The sequence below is a fragment of the Candidatus Endolissoclinum faulkneri L2 genome (genome assembly GCF_000319385.1).
Taxonomy (GTDB): Bacteria; Pseudomonadota; Alphaproteobacteria; order Thalassobaculales; family Thalassobaculaceae; genus Thalassobaculum; species Thalassobaculum faulkneri.
In genome coordinates, this window is record NC_019566.1 from 514,903 (window position 1) to 533,093 (window position 18,191).

Annotated in this window: 11 protein-coding genes; 5 read left to right on the forward strand and 6 right to left on the reverse strand. The window is 31.3% G+C overall.

Annotation, left to right across the window (positions count from 1 at the left end; all coding sequences use genetic code 11):
• Positions 1-307: 307 nt before the first annotated feature.
• Complete coding sequence (locus tag A1OE_RS01565; protein WP_044283221.1) at positions 308-541, reverse strand: hypothetical protein; 234 nt, start codon at positions 539-541, stop codon at positions 308-310.
• Positions 542-1,836: 1,295 nt separating this feature from the next.
• On the opposite strand from A1OE_RS01565, the gene rpmB reads away from it, so the two are divergent.
• Together rpmB and ccmA are read left to right on the forward strand one after the other, a co-directional pair.
• Positions 1,837-2,130 (forward strand): 50S ribosomal protein L28, encoded by a 294-nt coding sequence (gene rpmB / locus A1OE_RS01570; protein WP_015088251.1) that lies wholly within the window; start codon positions 1,837-1,839, stop codon positions 2,128-2,130.
• Between the two features lie 872 nt (positions 2,131-3,002).
• The gene (gene ccmA / locus A1OE_RS01575; RefSeq protein ID WP_015088252.1) at positions 3,003-3,665 is read left to right on the forward strand and encodes a heme ABC exporter ATP-binding protein CcmA; all 663 of its coding nucleotides are present in this window, start codon (positions 3,003-3,005) and stop codon (positions 3,663-3,665) included.
• A 2,018-nt stretch (positions 3,666-5,683) separates the two neighbouring features.
• Here ccmA and A1OE_RS01580 read toward each other — a convergent pair.
• Positions 5,684-6,757 (reverse strand): quinone-dependent dihydroorotate dehydrogenase, encoded by a 1,074-nt coding sequence (locus tag A1OE_RS01580; RefSeq protein WP_015088257.1) that lies wholly within the window; start codon positions 6,755-6,757, stop codon positions 5,684-5,686.
• Between the two features lie 2,718 nt (positions 6,758-9,475).
• Between A1OE_RS01580 and trxA the strand changes: the two genes are divergently transcribed.
• Positions 9,476-9,796 (forward strand): thioredoxin, encoded by a 321-nt coding sequence (trxA, locus tag A1OE_RS01585; RefSeq protein ID WP_015088260.1) that lies wholly within the window; start codon positions 9,476-9,478, stop codon positions 9,794-9,796.
• Positions 9,797-9,958: 162 nt separating this feature from the next.
• On the opposite strand, the gene A1OE_RS01590 is transcribed toward trxA, so the two are convergent.
• The 3 genes from A1OE_RS01590 to A1OE_RS01600 all read right to left on the reverse strand — a co-directional run bounded on the left by A1OE_RS01590 (position 9,959) and on the right by A1OE_RS01600 (position 14,853).
• A complete protein-coding gene (locus tag A1OE_RS01590; RefSeq protein WP_015088261.1) occupies positions 9,959-11,221 on the reverse strand; it encodes a bifunctional folylpolyglutamate synthase/dihydrofolate synthase in 1,263 nt (420 codons plus the stop codon).
• A 124-nt stretch (positions 11,222-11,345) separates the two neighbouring features.
• Positions 11,346-12,278 carry an acetyl-CoA carboxylase, carboxyltransferase subunit beta gene (accD, locus tag A1OE_RS01595; RefSeq protein ID WP_015088262.1) on the reverse strand — a complete coding sequence of 311 codons (933 nt, stop codon included), beginning with the start codon at positions 12,276-12,278 and terminating at the stop codon, positions 11,346-11,348.
• Positions 12,279-13,872: 1,594 nt separating this feature from the next.
• The gene (locus A1OE_RS01600) at positions 13,873-14,853 is read right to left on the reverse strand and encodes an acetyl-CoA carboxylase carboxyltransferase subunit alpha (protein ID WP_015088265.1); all 981 of its coding nucleotides are present in this window, start codon (positions 14,851-14,853) and stop codon (positions 13,873-13,875) included.
• Positions 14,854-15,837: 984 nt separating this feature from the next.
• On the opposite strand from A1OE_RS01600, the gene A1OE_RS01605 reads away from it, so the two are divergent.
• Together A1OE_RS01605 and A1OE_RS01610 are read left to right on the forward strand one after the other, a co-directional pair.
• Positions 15,838-16,530 carry a LabA-like NYN domain-containing protein gene (locus A1OE_RS01605; RefSeq protein ID WP_015088267.1) on the forward strand — a complete coding sequence of 231 codons (693 nt, stop codon included), beginning with the start codon at positions 15,838-15,840 and terminating at the stop codon, positions 16,528-16,530.
• 30 nt (positions 16,531-16,560) lie between these two features.
• Positions 16,561-17,211: a uracil-DNA glycosylase gene (locus A1OE_RS01610; RefSeq protein WP_015088268.1), complete on the forward strand. Its 651-nt coding sequence runs from the start codon at positions 16,561-16,563 to the stop codon at positions 17,209-17,211.
• Positions 17,212-17,617: 406 nt separating this feature from the next.
• Here the strand turns inward: A1OE_RS01610 and smpB are convergent, their stop codons facing one another.
• On the reverse strand, positions 17,618-18,088 hold the full coding sequence (gene smpB / locus A1OE_RS01615; protein WP_044283224.1) for an SsrA-binding protein SmpB: 471 nt from the start codon (positions 18,086-18,088) through the stop codon (positions 17,618-17,620).
• Positions 18,089-18,191 lie beyond the last annotated feature (103 nt).

Genomic DNA, 18,191 nt, shown 5'->3' on the forward strand with positions numbered 1-18,191 from the left:
TTTTGGTTTTAAAATATAAAGTTCTGAACATTAATTTAGCCTAACTTAGTAATACTTTAGGGATTGGTTTAAACTATATTCATCAAATGTTTAGTAATTTATTGAATCAATGTTCAAAATATAACTGGAATCTTAATTCAACTATTAAAATTGCAAAACTATAGCAAAAACCGCAAAAACATTTTGCTTAAATTGTGTTTGAGTTTCAGAAGATAGCTACTGTCAATCTAAATGCCCAAAAGACTAACATAATAAGGAAGTCAAAAATGCTTTTTCGGCTAAAATACCATGTAAATAGATAACATTACTAATCTTCTAGATAAGACTTTAACATTAGCATAATATGTGGTACATCCATAGCTTTCTCTAACTCGACGCCACTAAGCTGTACGTTCCAGTTTTCAGCGACTATAGCTCGAAACTCTGCTCCAGTTAGAGAATCCCATTGCCCCAATCCAAACAACATTTCATCACCTTTTAGAGTACCTTTTTCAATGCCGGCAAGATCCTCAATGATCTCAAAAATTTCTAAACGTTTCACTGTCTTATTTTCTCTCAAAAAAAAAATCAACCTAACAAAGTCTAACTCCAAACAATATGCACTTGCGCATTCTTGCAGCTTTGTTTATCTACAAAATTAGACTGACTTAAAAAGTTATAAACCTCATCTTAAAATTTAACTCCCCTAATAAGCACTTTGCAAATCGCAAAAATCTTACTAAGAACAAATAAAGCTAGGTAATCTATTGCCAAACAAATGTTTTATTGTCAATAACAAATTTTATAAAAACATCGTAATTTTAACGACTTAAACACTAATTTCTCTGCATCTTAAAAAGATTATACTTTGTTACAGTAAGTTTTAATGAAGAATTAGTAATTGCTAATCAAAATAAATATTTTTGACGTAATTAACGTTTAATAATAGTTTTCTTTGAAAGGTAAATTATTTATTCAACAATAAAATATAAGCAATTTCCCTATTGTAAGGATAGTGCTATAGGTTAGCTGATTTAATGTTCTTTTGTTTTTCATTATATTTTTTACTAAATGTTCAATTTTGTTGATTTTCTATAAAAACTTAACGAGCGATCTCGTAAAATTATTATTTTCACTATAGTTTCAAACTTATAGTTGTTCAAAATATCCAGACCGTCCTTCTTACAATATTGGCAATTCCACTTCAATCGTTTAGCAATATTTAATATTCTTTAAATAGGTATTTGTAGAATAGCACTAAGGCACCTAATAACAGATAGGCAAGTTTGCAATTAAGAAAACTGGGTTAATTTTTACTTTATTAATAAAGATAGCAATAAGCTCTATGTATGTAGAGCACTTTAAGTTAAGTAAACTTAACCAATTACATTACCGATAAAAGAAATACTAAAAGATTTAGTATTGTATCTTTTTCTATTGCTATAGTGTAGCTGGCTGTAGGATCTTTATTTAAGATGCAATTTTAAGTTATAGATAACAAATAATGCAAATGATGATGGGAACAATCTTCGCTAATTATTAAAATAATTTCAGTTATCCTAACATCATACATTTACCAATTACAGCAATAATTTTTTATTGAAGGTTTATTTTTCTAGTTATTTATATTGTAGTTTTTTAATTAAAATTATCTTAATAATTGATTAATAAAAGAATGTTTACAATTTTATATTGTGAATATTAATATTGTTTATTGATCTCCAATTATATAAATTGCTGATACGTGTATAATATCAGTATATTATTTTATAATAAAGATAGTTACCTTTTAGATAATCTTTATTGGTATAGTTTAGTTAGTTACAGATCAAATGATATACTTGGGAAGGTGTAATTATGACTCGTCGCTGTAACCTTACAGGCAAAGGTGTGTTAACTGGCAACAATGTCAGTCACGCAAACAATCGCACTCGTCGACGCTTTTTACCTAATATCCAGCAAAAATTTTTACTCTCAGATATACTCGGTAGTATGATTCGTGTAAAGTTAGCTACCGCTACTTTGCGAACAGTTGAACATTGTGGCGGTTTAGATAATTTCCTGAAGAATACACGATCCTCTAGGCTAGCACCATTTGCTCGTCGTTTGAAGAAGAGAATCCTAGTAGCTGAGCGAAAAGCCCACAGGTAATACATTTAGGCTCTTATTTAACGAGAAATTAAGACAACAACTTCTTCGAGACGAAAGAAAAAGTTTTATTTGTCTAATGATTGTGTTAATTCCATCCTGAGGCGGCTAATTTTAATTAGCTACCCATTACTAGAGGCATGCAATATATTTAATGCACTTAATAAAACTTAATCTTACAGTTAAAAAAGTTTTGCGTATATCTCTTTAGTAAAGAGCATCAAGTATATTAGAATATTGTAAAACATTTGAAAGATTAACTCACACTTACTAAGTAAGTGTGAGTTAATCTTTCAAAGGAACAGTTAGATTGATTAGCATGTTGCTCGGTAAAATTTGCATTAGTGACTTTGTTTGATCGGAGCGCAAACCAACTTCCTTATTTTAGCGATTACATATTAAAATGATTAATTAGATTAATATAGTATAGTAACAGCAAATGCTAAGTATTTTGTGATGATCATCGAAATAGTATATATGAGGTATGAACACAGACATTTCCGAATATGACATTGCATGTTTCGGCTTTATTTGAACAGAAATATATTAGTAAAGTACTTTAACTGTACAATATATTTCTTCTTTAACGCAATTGTATTCTAATTACTGAAGTAATTAGAATACAATTGAAAATGACAACCGTTATATTAGTATAACAACGTAAAAACTAAAAATTTCTATAATTTTAGCTACAACTAAATCCATAGGATTAACATATCAATCACAATGCGCCAAAATATTAAAACTCATAAAACGTAATAATTCAAGAGTATCTTATAAATATCAAAAATAATTTACATTAGTAATTATTTTCATCAACAAATTGATATTTTGCTGAAATCAATTTGTTGATGATTTTACTACTTTAATGTAAAATGAACCAGGTATATCCTACTCCAAAGTCTTTAACAGCAAGAGAAATCTCTATCTCTCGCAATGGAAGGCCTATATTTGCCAAGCTTTCTATGGTTATTTTCCCAGGCCAATCTTTGCGTTTAATAGGACCAAACGGTTGCGGCAAGAGTACTATTTTGCGTGTGCTTGCTGGGTTACTGTCACCCAGCAAGGGGCATGTGTATTGGGAAGATACCCCAATCAATAAAGACCTCTCTAGCCACGGTAGTAGAATTGCCTACTTAGGACATAAAAATGCCATAAAATTGTCACTTACAGCGCGTGAAAACGCCAAAAATTTGTTAACAGCGTCTGGACGATATTCCAAAGCATCGCTAGATAGAGCGTTTAAAATGCTAGAACTAGAGCATTTAGCTAGTCTACCTGCGGGTTTGCTTTCAGCAGGACAAAGAAGGCGTGTATCAATCGCTCGGGTGATAGCATCTTGCTGTCCACTATGGTTACTAGATGAGCCAACAGTTGGGCTAGACTATTCTGCTACTAAGACCCTAGAAAATGCTATTTCTCTTCATTTAGCCAGCGGCGGTATGGTAATTTTCGCAACTCACATTAACATAAATTTAGGAAGAGATGATAAAACGCTTGATCCGAGAGACTTTGCTTGCTCTATAAAGTTAGGATAGGTTATTTAAATATGTTATTTATAGACATAACAAAAAAAGATTTTAAGGATAATTTTGGCGTACTAGGCAATAAATTTACTATTACATTGAATTATGTAGCTAGTTAAAAATTTTTCTGGAAATTTAGTAAAAGCACTTGGTAAACGCGTATATCATAAAAAAGTAATTTTATCTAGATAAATACTAGTAAAATTATTTTTTTTAATTATTCAAAAACCTCCAGTTGAGTTAAAATAGCAAATTATGATTTTTATCGTATTACTACTTAAAGATTATGACACACACTATTATTAATTTTTTATATTTTTAACGCCTAGAGAATAAATGACTTTTGATGAATAATTCTTATAGAATGGACAAAATAATGTGCATTACTTTCTTAATGAGAGAATGGTAATTAAAACAGCCAATATACATGAAAATAACTTAAGAGCACTTGAAAAAACTTTTCTTATCAATTAAGATTTCCAAATAAATAATATTTACTTAGCATTAAGTATTATTTTAAGAATAAGTCAATTAGTATTTACTAGCTTTCGCTATATTTGTAATATTTTAACAAATATTCTAGATGTGAAATTTTATGTTTATTTTATCTTCCTTATGAATTTTTTTTCGCTTTATTGTTTTGCTAACTAACTTTTAGGAAAATTTAACTTGTATTCAATAATTATATATACCAAAGAGAAGAAAAACTGTTAAGAGATTGACCACAGACAAAATCAGTTTCTATTGGGCAATTAAAATAATAATTACTATAGTTGATTAAAAATAAGTCAAACAAACTTAGTTAAAGTTAATAATTTCAATGGAAAAATTAATTTATTGGTTTCAATAATTACAATGAGACATACAATTATTGATCCATTCAGAATATAATTATAGCTAAAGATAGTTTTATATTTTTATGCTGCATTAATCTAATAAAGTTGATTATCCAATTAAAGTCGGAAGCAATCAATAAATTTCTATAAAACAATCAATTTATTTAATTTTGATCTATAAAATTGCTGCTAGAATTATTCTTAATGCTTTTGGTTAGTCTGATGTGAATTTACGATTCATACTGAATAAGCGGCTTGAATAAAAACAATTGCAAAAGCTTTAGCATTATAGCTTAAACTAATATAAAATAAAATATTAAATTAACTAATCATGTTATTTTGTAATAATTGTTATCATAAGTTTTTCAGAATTAAGCGACGCTACGTTTTAGCGTTGTCGAATACTATATTAGGCGTGTAATTATTTGTTTTTTCAGATAAGTTAAACTGTACTAATCAAAACTTGAAGTATTAACTTGTTGTTTTCTAAATGACAATAATTTTTGTTGTTATCTAAACAACAAGATGAAATGGTTAAACAACAATTGATTTTTGTTATTGTTAAATTGTTTTTTTTGTAATAGATCATTCATAATTATAATTATTTTAGCAAAGCAGCAGATAATACCTCACACATAGTCAGTTGAGTGTGTAAAGTAGTTGAACATTATGTTATGATTTATGCAATTTTAAGATAATCTATTGTTGAACAAAAAACGAAATATTGGCATTTTATGGTTTGATTATTTTATCATTATTTATTAAGCGTATATAGCTGGATGTTTAAAGTTTTTAACTTTGGTTGAGAATAAATCCTATATATAACATAGGCAATATCATATCCTTAAATTAATTTCTTGGTTTAATTACTTTGTTAATGTTTTATATTAAAGATAACAAAAGGTTGTTATCTTCTTTTACTATATCGATGTGGTATTGTTGTTTATTTTGTCTTTTATGCAAAAATTTATCTATCATAAGCTGGAATAAATTAATGTAAAGCATTTATATTTGTTAATACAGCTTGTAGGCTAGAAATTACCGTCTTGGTATTTATAACAACTAATTAATTGCTAATTATTGTTGTAACATTCACGAAAAGGAAAATAATTGAGATGTTACTTATAGAAAATATATAGATTAAGGAACTACTAGTTACGCAACTATAATAGACATATAAACAATATAGCTTACCTATTTTAGAGCTAGCGTTTTTGCATCGATTCCAACTACTGATCTAATTGTGGGGTAACCAGATGCTGTTATTCGTGCAGAAAGTTCATTTCTGATTCTCATAAATAAGCTTAAGCCATTATACACCAGAGCTGAATAAAGCTGCACGAGAGATGCCCCGGCACGAATTTTAGTATAGGCTGTTTCTGTACTTTCCACTCCACCAGCACCGATCAACACTAGACTATTTCCGGCCATTAGTTTAGCTTGAGCTAGTATTCTGGTAGATAGTTCGAATAGAGGTCTGCCAGATAGGCCACCAGTTTCTTTGCTTAATTTTGAACGCAAAAATGCAGGACGAGTAACAGTAGTATTAGAGATGATCAGTCCTGTTATACCAGAACGCACTGCCGTATCAACGATTGCTTCAAGCTGTCCTTCTCTTAAATCAGGTGAAATCTTCAGAAGTATAGGCGGAGTATTTTCATATCCGGCAATGTCCCTGGCCTTAATTACTGTATCTAATAGTTTACTAAGTGATTTCTTTTCCTGTAGGTCGCGTAGCCCAGGAGTGTTTGGTGAAGATACATTAATCGTAATATAATCAGCTAATTGTGCAAACTTTCTCACACAAAAGTCATAATCATCAATCAAATTTAGAGTATTTTTGTTAGCACCAATATTAATGCCTATAATTCCTGAGCGCTGTGGTTTAGGGCATAAGCGTCGGAAAGCAACATCAATACCTTCATTGTTAAAACCGATCCGATTAATTATTCCTGTATCTTCATGCAGGCGAAAAAACCTTGGTCGTGGATTGCCTGCCTGAGGTCTTGGTGTAATAGTACCAACCTCAACAGCTGCCACCCCTAACTTTAGTAGTGAATGCCAGCATTGAGCATTTTTATCAAAGCCTGCTGCTAAGCATACAGGGTGTGGAAAATTAAGACCCATCAGGTTTTGCGAAAGGTTTGGCGAAGCTTTAGAGCGCTCCACTGGAGCTATTCCAGCGGAAAGCGCACCTAGGGTAATACGATGAGCGATTTCTGGTTCGAGATAATTGAGAATTGGAGTAGCAAGATCGCATATATTCATATTCAGATGGATTAATATAAGTAATTTCAAATATTTAAATTAATCTAGTAAAACCCTATAAATGATAGTGGATTATACTTAAATTAAGGATAAAATCAAACTTGATATTAGACAATAATCAATATCGAATTATATTCTTTTTATCAAAAACGATACCTAATAATACATTGATTGTTTTTATATTGATGTTATAAATTAAACCTTAGAAAAGTTAATGGGTGATGAAGTATTTAAACTGACAGTGGTAATCGATGATTTACTTAGAGTATAAACATAATAAATTTATAGAGTAAAATTATTAGATCTTGATCTACCGCTCTTCATTTAATTAATACATTTAATATATAATATTATTTGCTAAATCAACTCAAATTAATACTTTGTTTTATATCAAAAGTATATTTTTAAATAAAATTAAATTTTTACAACCATAGGTGACAACAAAAATTAAAAATAGATAAAGAAATTAATCCGGAAAAATAATCGTATAGCTGCTTATTAGACAGTCTTTATAATAGTTTTACCGGATAATTTACTAAGATTTTTTTTAATAAAAATTCCAACAGAGAATTATTATTAAAACATAATATTTGTTGTATTTTAAATCATTTAGTAGTGTATAGTAAGTGATAGTAAATCAATTATTTACACAGCTAATAGCAAATAAAAACTCGTTATACACTTTATTTTTTTAAGCAAAAATTTCTATTTAAAACAATTTACAAAACAAAAGAACTGATAATAATTAATATTATTTTTTTTAAATTTGATGAGTAACAAATTATAAACTTAACGAGGTTTAAAGGCTATCATATTACACCCAAGAACAAATGTATTTGCTAGATAAGGTTATAATTAGTGCATTTTTGGAAACAATATTACGCTAATAATGCGATTGATTGTATGCAATTAAGTACTAATAGATTTATAGTTAATAGATACATGATTATTGAAAATTTTACAAAAAATTAATATTCTGTATACTATATGTTGATTCGATGAAATTATGATACCGAAAATCAAATGCTATTTAATTTTGTATGATTATTTTCTATGTATAATAATAAAGTTAATAAATCAGGGATTATATCTACCTATTAAGATTTAAGTATCATTAACTCTCTCCTGATCGTATATTATAATAAATTTTTACTTACAATAATTTGCAGGAATAGACATAAGAGCATAATTATAATATTGTTATGTATAGTGTACAAGAAAGTAAATGTTGTTTTTTTTTTGTAATCTGCTTTAATTACCTATTAGCTAGGGATAGTGTTGACTAGAAATTTTATCAAATAAGTTCTTTTATTAAAGATTTATTCGATTGCTTTATCCCTTACCTAAAATTTTAGGTTAGGAGATTTATAGCTAACAGTTGAATTACGTAAAAAGATAATTGCAAATTATCTAATGAAACATAGACCTATTTAATGGTTTAGTTTATCTTGCTACATAGTTATGATCTATAATAAAACATTTGCTGATATTAACAATCGTATGCATTTTAATTAACGATTATCATACATGTACGCTAATCTCTTTTTAGCCATTTTTGATTAGATTATATTTTAATATAATAATAAATGCTAATATATTGTAATTAGTTGATAATTTTATCGACTAAGCTTAAGTAAATTTATTTATAAACTATAATAATTAGCGTACCATATTGTTGGCAATTTTACTATTAAATCTATTTAACTTATCTTAGCAGATAGTAAATTGTGCTAAGCTTGAGATACTAACTTCTAGTGTTCTAGCTAATAAATCGTTTGTTATTTACTATGTTTATTCTCTATTGTCAAAAATAGGACATTATTACAACATTTGATAAATCTAACTGATTTAAGTCTGCTTGCATATACTTAATAGTAGCTTTTTTAATAGTATACAATATAGATAATTGATCCAGGGAATAATACTAGAAAGAATTTAAGATATCTTTTAATTTAGTTTAAAAATATTGTCCATTAATAGGTAATGGGTTAATTTGCTAACGTGATGCATGCAGTCCAAAAAAATTTTTTGCTATATTGCTTTGTATTATATTTAAGAGATGTAATGCCTTTATTTACGTTAAAATATTTAGGATTATCTAAGGCATATTTTACATGAGTAAAACTTTTTAGAAAAGAGTTAATTAGATGGTAGTAAATTATTTTAGTTGATCTTTATTGGTTTTGTGTGATCAAATTAATATTTGTTAGGACAATTTGATGCTTTTATTTGCAAATTTTTTTAGATAAATGTATATTTGGGCCACTAATTATAGTGTATTATTTATACTATTAGCGCATAATCAATAAGTTATTTTTAAACATACCTTGATCACTCAGATTGATTACTGATAAAATCTCAATTATTAGATGTTAACTTACTCTTGAGTAAGGTTTTTATATAATTGCTCTGTCGAATATTCTAATTTAAATTACATCTCTGTAACGTCAAAAGTTTATTTATTATAATCCCGAAAGCTCTATTATTTAGCTAGTTAATATTGAGCTCTGTAGCAATTTTCTCTATAAGAGATTATCTTATCTCTAAGTGTAACTTCTATTAAGCAATGCTTCCTAAGATTAGTTGTTATCTTAGAACAACTAATTACTTAGCCTTTAGTGTAAAGTGTAATTAATTGATAAACTTGACAGTGATAAGTGTTATTGTTACTATCTATTCGAGTCAATTTCGATCAATAATTAAGTAAAGGGTGCTTAGGTGACTACAAAGATAGTTTCTGACTCTTCGTTTGACGAAGAAGTTTTAAAATCTGATATTCCTGTGATAGTTGACTTTTGGGCTGAGTGGTGCGCTCCTTGCAAGGCGATCGCTCCATTATTAGAAAAAATTTCTGATGAGCTTAAAGGGCAGGTAAAAATTGTTAAGTTAAATATTGATGATAATCAAAAAACGTCCGTTACTTACGGTGTGCGGGGTATTCCTACATTAATAGTTTTTAAGGATGGACATATTCATGCCAAAAAAGTTGGTGCTTTATCTGAATCTCAGCTCAAAAATTGGATTAAAGATTTGATATAATAAGTAATAAGCTTTACAGAAATTTTTTCTTTTTCTGTGTAGAAATTTACTTCTAGATAATTATTTTTTAACTTCAATGCAAATGCAGGATCGATCTAGGCATCTTGTTAGATCATAGGCTGTGATTATACCATTAGAGAAAATCATATAGCAATTGCCTTTTTAACTATTTTTTGCTAGAACATGGCCTGCAAGATATAGTGAGCCAGCAATGAGCACGCGACTTCTTTGCCCTTTTTGTGATGATATAATTAACTCTAGAGCTTCGTTTAGATTTTTACACGCTGTAACTATCATGCCAGATTTTTGCGCTATTGCTGCGATTTCATCAGCCGATAAGCTTAATTCTTCATCTGGAATGGTTACAGCTGAAATGCTTTTTAATAGCGTAGCGAATGAACTAAGATAGTCTTCTACTGATTTGGTCTTGAGCATGCCAATGATAAGGTGTACAGGTTCTTTAGGGTTTTTTGCACACCAAGATGCTACTTGCTTGGAAATTGCACGGCCAGCATCAATATTATGTCCACAATCTAACCAGAGACCCCAGCCGTTTGGTAGCATGTCTACTAAAGGGCCGCGTTTTAGGATTTGCAATCGCGCTGGCCAATTTACTTCAAGCAAACCACGTGCTCGGTCTTTAGTGACATTGATGATTTTATCTGATACTATTCTTGCAATCGCTACTGCCACAGTAGCATTGTCAATTTGATGCTCACCTACTAAGGCTGGCAAAGGTAATTTCTCCGAATCACCGTTTATTTCTATCACCATGCTATCAGCGTTGCAATTGACAGTGTAATGATGACCAAAAACATTAATCGGCGCTTCAAGCTTAGCTGCTCGTTTGGTTATTATATCTAACGCACGTGAGTTTTGAGGTCCGACAATTACTGGTACTTTAGGTTTTATAATACCAGCTTTTTCGAAAGCAATTTTTTCTATCGTATTACCTAGAAAACCTACATGATCAATTGATACAGTAGTAATTGCGCTAGCTAGCGCTTGCTCTATAACATTAGTAGCATCTAATCTACCACCAAGACCAACTTCTAACAATAACACATCTGCCGGTACCCGTGAAAATACTAGGAAAGCTGCTGCGGTTGTGATTTCAAATAAGGTAATATGGTTGCCGGAGTTCTTTCTTTCGCATTCCTCAAGCGCGGAGAAAAGTAACGCATCATCAATAATTTTACCAGCTAGGCGAATTCGTTCATTAAAACGTACCAAATGTGGTGATGTATAAACATGCACACGATGCCCAGCTGCCTCCATAATTGCCCGCAAATAAGCTATTACTGAGCCTTTTCCATTTGTACCTGCCACATGAATTACTGGTGGAAGAGTGCGGTGTGGGTTGCCAATATTTTCCAGCAAGCGTTTTATACGACAGAGCGATAAGTCAATGGTGCTAGGATGCAAAGCCTTAAGACGCGCAAGTATTACATTCCAAGTTTGAGTATTTTCAATAGAGACTTGTGTATTAGCGTTTATTGAAGTATCCTCCTAAGAAAATCTCAATTAGAAATTGTCATTATTGATAATATTATCCATCATTTACTCCTGCATCATTATCTTGATCTAAAACTTTTACTTGTAGATGTGGCAGAGCCATTAATTTGTCTTCTGATTCACTAAACATTATTAATCTAAGAATTTGCCCCAGAATAGTCTTTAGCTCACGGCGATGAACAACCAGATCAATCATGCCGTGCTCTTGTAAGTATTCTGCTTTCTGGAAACCTTTAGGAAGTTTCTCATGGATGGTTTCTTGAATTACTCGTTGGCCCGCAAAGCCGATGATCGATCCTGGTTCTGCAATATGCAAATCTCCAAGCATAGCAAAGGAAGCTGTTACTCCACCAGTAGTAGGGTCTGTTAGCACTACGATAAATGGCAAATTGTGCTCTTTTAGATTATCGATAGCTGCTACAGTACGTGGCATTTGCATAAGTGACAAGATGCCCTCTTGCATACGTGCTCCTCCAGAAGCTGGGAAGACTATAAGACTAGCATCTTCTATTTCAGCTAGTTTGGCAGCTCTAACTAAAGCATCGCCTACACTTGTGTTCATAGAACCGCCCATGAAGGAAAAATCGAATACGGCGCAAACAGCCCGCGAATTTTCTATTGTGCCATAAGCAACAATAATTGCATCATTACGTCCAGTTTTTGCTTGTGCTTCTCGTAAGCGTTCATTGTACTTTTTGCGATCACGAAATTTTAGCGGATCTCTTTTGGTCTTTGGCAAATCTATTATCTTATAGTTTCCTTGGTCAAATAGCATAGCAAGCCGATCGTCGGCACTGATCCTTAAATGATGGTCGCATGAAGTACATACTTGAAGGTTTTCCTCCAGATCACGATGAAATAATATTTGTCCGCAAGACGGGCACTTAGACCATAGTTTATCGGGCACTTCACGAGTACTAACCCAGGCTTTAATCTTTGGCAGGACCGAGCTAGTAAGCCAGTTCATTTCTACCTATCTCCTTATTTATTCTAGGATTAACTCCATATTATCTACTTATTCATTCTTCAGTAAGACTTTGTGCCATTTTCAGGGATTATAAAGAATATTATAAAGATACTAATTTTATCGCGGTTTTATTAATTATTCGAGGGGAGATTACCTCGATTGAATCACTCCACTAAGCTTTACAGAAATTCTTAATTTAATTAACTTTAGCAGTTAATTGTCGTAGCCTCAGAACCTGAAGTGATTGAAAATAATAAATATCACGGCAGTTATATTTTTCTATTAATATATTATTTTTTTTGACATTAAAGCAAATGATTAATCTATTAGCTTGCTCAGTGAATTTAAGTTAAGATCTAACAAATAATAAAATAATTTTTATATAGGATAGTTATTTATGACTAAAAATTTTTTTAGCGTAAGAAAGCAATAGATATTGCTGCGTTAATCTCTATTTTTTTAAGCATAATTAAAATCGAAACAATTGTTTATGCTAAATCGAATTACAAATAATAGTAATTATGCCAATCTCGAACCATTTCAAAAAAAGTTTTGATATAAATAACATAGACAATATAGCTTTATTGTTTATTAGTATGTAAAGAGACGGCAATTAACTTAATATATTCAAAATACTTTAGTATGATATTTTATCGGTAAAATTCTTACAAAAGAATGTAAATTGCTATGCTCTAAAAATTTTCAATCATACGGAAACTATATTCATTATACTGAAATACGCCTTCTTAATCAAGAGTATAGTCATGTTAGTTACAAAATTAAAACTTAAAGATAGTTTTTAAATTAAATTGCCAAAGCACACGTATTATTTTTTTTCAAAAAACACCTATACAAGCTTGTAACCCATTACAGTAGCTCAATTTAATTGCAAATTTTTATGTTATTCTATAATCTATTAGATCTGATCTCACTAATTAGCAAACAAATGCACTGTTATTTTGTCAAATTTTAAATTAATACAATCGGTTAATTTTACATTAAGAAGATCCTATTCAGCAATATCGAAGAAAATATTTCTTTTTTTATAACTTTATTCTCTCAGTAAGGAAAATATTTTCTTAATTATCATTGCTATAAATATTAAGCCTTAATAAGCTCCTTACAAATAAGATTTAAATTATTAGAGATAAAATACCACTGAGATATAAATTTAGAAATACTCAGGTTTAATATATCCATCTCAGAGTAATGTTTAAAATAGGCATTTACTTAGCCAACGTAAATGGCATTTAGCAAATGATAAATTTATAATCATAAATGCAATTATTAACGGTGAATTATACAGATAATTCAAATATTAAAAGAAGTTCCCTTGGTCAAAAATAGATTAGCATAGATTTTACTATGTTTTAGACAGTTTATTTGCGAAATCTTAAAGAGATAAAATAGCTTCGCATAATAAAGCAAATAATACAACATAATAAAATAAATTATTTAATATGGATCTTAGAAAAGATTACACTACAAGGTCTGAGTTTAGTATAAGATGACATTAGCGGGTAAATCTATTAAACTAGTTAGCTTGTTGATAATTATTAAAGCTATCATTACAAGCGACAAAATTCAAACAATATTAAGTATCAGCTAAGTATTTATTTTTTGTATCCTCTGCTGCGCCAATTGCCATGTACTTATTACGGCGTTCTTCGCGTAAAATATGACCGTCACGACCTATTAAATCCTTTAAATGCTGATCGATGGCTTCTTCTAGCGCTAGCAGTGCTTGATTATAGTCACGGTGTGCTCCACCAAGTGGTTCTTTGACTATGAAATCAATTACACCTAGCTTTTTAAGATTTTGTGCGGTTATTTTTAGTGCATCAGCTGCTTCTCTGGCGTGTTCAACTGAGCGCCATAGAATTGATGCACAACCCTCTGGTGATATCACTGAATAAATTGCGTGTTCTAGCATTAATACTTTATTAGCTGCAGCTAGAGCTACTGCTCCACCAGAACCACCTTCGCCTAAGATTGTAGCGACTAAAGGCACTCGTACGTTAAGGCATGTCTCAATTGCTCGAGCAATAGCTTCTGCTTGACCACGCGCTTCTGCATCAATGCCGGGATAAGCACCAGCAGTATCAATAAAAGTTAAAATTGGCATCCTAAAACGATCAGCGAATTTCATAAGCCTTCTAGCCTTACGATAACCTTCAGGCCGAGCCATACCAAAATTATGATGCACACGTTCTTGTGTAGTAGCTCCTTTTTCGGTGCCGATAACTATAACTGAACGTCCCTTAAAACGTCCTACACCACCCACGATCGCCGGATCTTCGGAAAATAATCGATCACCAGCTAATGGAACGTATTCTTTAATTAGATGATTAATAACAGTCTGAGCGTGGGGACGTTGAGGATGACGCGCAATCTGCACTTTTTGCCATGGCGACAATTTTTGATATATAATATTAAGTTGTCGTTTAATTTTTGCTTCTAATTTCGATACCTCTTCGGCGATTTTTAGTTCACCATCACTTGATAGGTGGCGAAGTTCTTCGATCTTACTTTCTAAGTCGGCGATTGGTTTTTCAAAATCAAGGAAATGACGCATATAACAAATATACTCCCTAACGCTAAAGGTTATTGTAGCAATACTAGTATTTTTCCTCAAGCGTAACTAGCAACAATTTTGCTATTGCTCTATTAGGCTGTTGTAAAATCATTTAAAATTATAAGTTTTTGTTTAATAAATTTTCAGTATGGATCTGATTAAGCATAGCAAACTATAGGGCAATCATTGTCAATATATAATTAACTTCAAGTAAAAGCGAATAAATTTTTCTCTGTTAGTAGCAGTTGAAATTAATAATATGGGAAAATACAAAAGTTATGCAACTAAACTTGCTGTTTGCTAATCTAGGCAAGTCTTTTTACAAAGTAAACATCCATAATGGGTGAATGTTGATTACAAATCATTGTTTCAATTGCACGATTAACATCATAGTTAATAATAAGTTATTTTCAATATTTGATAATATTGTATGTGTACCTCAAATAAAATCGTTAGCCTAAACTGCAGTTTGTTTAAATATTACTTCGATAAGTAACGCAAAATCTTAGCTTATAAAGAATACAAAAATTTTTATAAAAATATAATAAAATGCGTGTAAGCATTAATAATAAATTTAGCTTTTTAACTGACTAAACTAATCATTAGGTATAGTCTTTAATAATTAATCTTAGGATTCTTGACTAATCACAACCTTTTCGTTTTTTTTAACAAATATTAAATTAAATAGCGCAGCATATGCTTTGAATTTTTAGATAGAATTTATTTGAATCATACTATAATCAATTCAACTACAATGAGTAATCAAGCTTTGTTACAACTTACTTTAATCCAATAAGACATTATTATTTATGCTGAATCAGAGTACATTATCATATACCAATACTAAACATCTAATATTTACATTAGGTTATGATCTAACCTAGACTGAGTGCAATTATATTGCAGCTATTTTACTTTCTAGTCGAATGGCGGATTTTCATAATTCTGCTTGATACAAAAGTAAACCAATTGAAAGGATTACATATGCTATTTTATCCAGATGATCGGATTGCTCTCTTTATAGATGGAGCCAACCTCTATTCTGCTGCGCGATCGCTGGGATTTGATATCGATTACAAACGTCTTCTCGATCTGTTTGTAAGTAAGGGGAGATTAATTCGCGCATTTTATTATACAGCAGTGCTCGAAGAGCAGGAGTATTCACCAATTCGCCCCCTCGTTGACTGGCTCGACTACAATGGTTATACCCTAGTAACTAAACCAGCCAAAGAATTTACTGATGGGGCCGGACGTCGTAAAGTAAAAGGAAATATGGATATAGAACTTGCTGTGGACATGATGACAATGGTCGATTTAATCGATCATGTAGTTCTTTTTTCTGGCGATGGTGATTTCCGCTCGTTGATTTCCGCAGTACAGAACAAAGGGGTAAGGGCGTCAATCGTTTCCTCAATTCGCACTCAACCTCCAATGATTGCCGATGAATTGCGCCGTCAAGCAGATCAGTTTATTGAACTAGATCAAATTGCTTCAGATATTGAACGTATTCACCAGCCTGATAGAGGAGATGAACAACAAGATCAATCTAGCCCATCTCTTGATGCCTACATAGAACCTTATAATAATCTTGCCGATGATTATATCAAAGATAATGATTCTGGTAACAGTAATCAATCTGAGATAGTTAGTCAAATATTGCCTAGTCAAAATGATTGATAATACTTGTTATTGTGTGGTTTTTAGTCAATGAATAAAAAGGCACTGAGCGATCCGCCAATGGATTGTTTACTCTGTCCGCGACTGGTAGAGCTTAGAGATGAAAACAGAATACTATACCCTCATTACTATAACGCACCTGTGCCTAGTTTTGGTGATATCAATGCAAAACTTCTTGTAGTTGGAATGGCCCCTGGGCTAAGGGGGGCAAACCGTACAGGACGACCATTTACTGGAGATTACGCTGGTGATTTACTTTATAGTACTATGCTAAAATTTGGCTTTGCAAGAGGTAATTATGATAAAAGGTTGGATGACAATCTTTTTCTAATTGACTGTCGAATAACCAATGCAGTTCGTTGTGTGCCTCCAAAAAACAAGTTAACAAGCCTAGAGATTAACAATTGCCGCTCATTTCTTGAACTAACAATTAAAGAGATGCGATCTCTTAAGGTGATTATGGCGCTCGGCTCTACCGCACACAGTGCAACATTATCTGCACTTGGTTATAGAAAGTCATCAGCTAAATTTTGTCATAATATGCCACATGGGCTAAACAATGGCCTTATATTAATCGATTCTTATCATTGCTCACGTTATAATACGCAAACAGGGTTGCTAACCACAGCCATGTTTCATCAGGTATTTTCACAAGTGCGTAATTTGCTTAGTTTAGCATAAAATATTTATTTGAGTTTACTTTTGTTTATTTGGAATGTTTTACCTAAAAAAAACAAGCGGATATCAAATGCATAAAGACTATATATAAATTAATTTCTCAAAATAAGAAGCATATGTGGCTAATCAAAATAATCTTTACTTATTAAAGAGACAAAGAGCAAGTACTATACCTAATCATTTATTTCACTAGTATAGATAATCATTATGATTATCTATACTATATTACTAATATAGAGTAGATAAATACAGATTGTATAAGTATAGACGTTTATCTATAAGAATAGATCAATAATTCAAAATTAATTATTTTTCTGCCTCTACAAAGGCAGGCCTAAAATACTTATCAAGTGATAATTTTCATAATGTTTCTTTAAGAATTGCTGAGTACATAATATTGCGCATAGCTTCATTTGTTTTTTCTTAAAAGCCGAGCCTTTCTGCGTTCCCAGTCTCTTTTTTTAATTTCTTGACGCTTGTCGAGTATTTTTTTGCCACGAGCAACACCAATTTGTAACTTAGCAATGCCACGATCGTTAAAATATATCGATATTGGCACCAAAGTATAACCTTGTTGCCGAATCATTCCAAACATACGGTCACGCTCTTTACGATGAACAAGTAATCGACGCACTCGCCGTGGATCGTGATTAAATACTCCTCCGGATCTATATTGGGGAATATGTGAGTTAATAAGAGCTAATTCACCATTGTCATTGCCGGCATATGACTCGTTAATTGATGAACAACCCTCACATAGAGATTTTACCTCTGAGCCAGTCAGTATAATACCAGCTTCAATAGTATCTTCAATTATATATTTATACCTTGCTTGTCGATTGTTAACAATCTTTTTGCGGGCACCATGCCTCTCATCCATGGCAAAACCTCCCTTATTTTTGAGATGCATAAGTTGAGCAATGGTTTTATAGCTTGTCTATTTCGTTAAGCAAATACTAATAAGCTTTACTTTTGTATTGAAC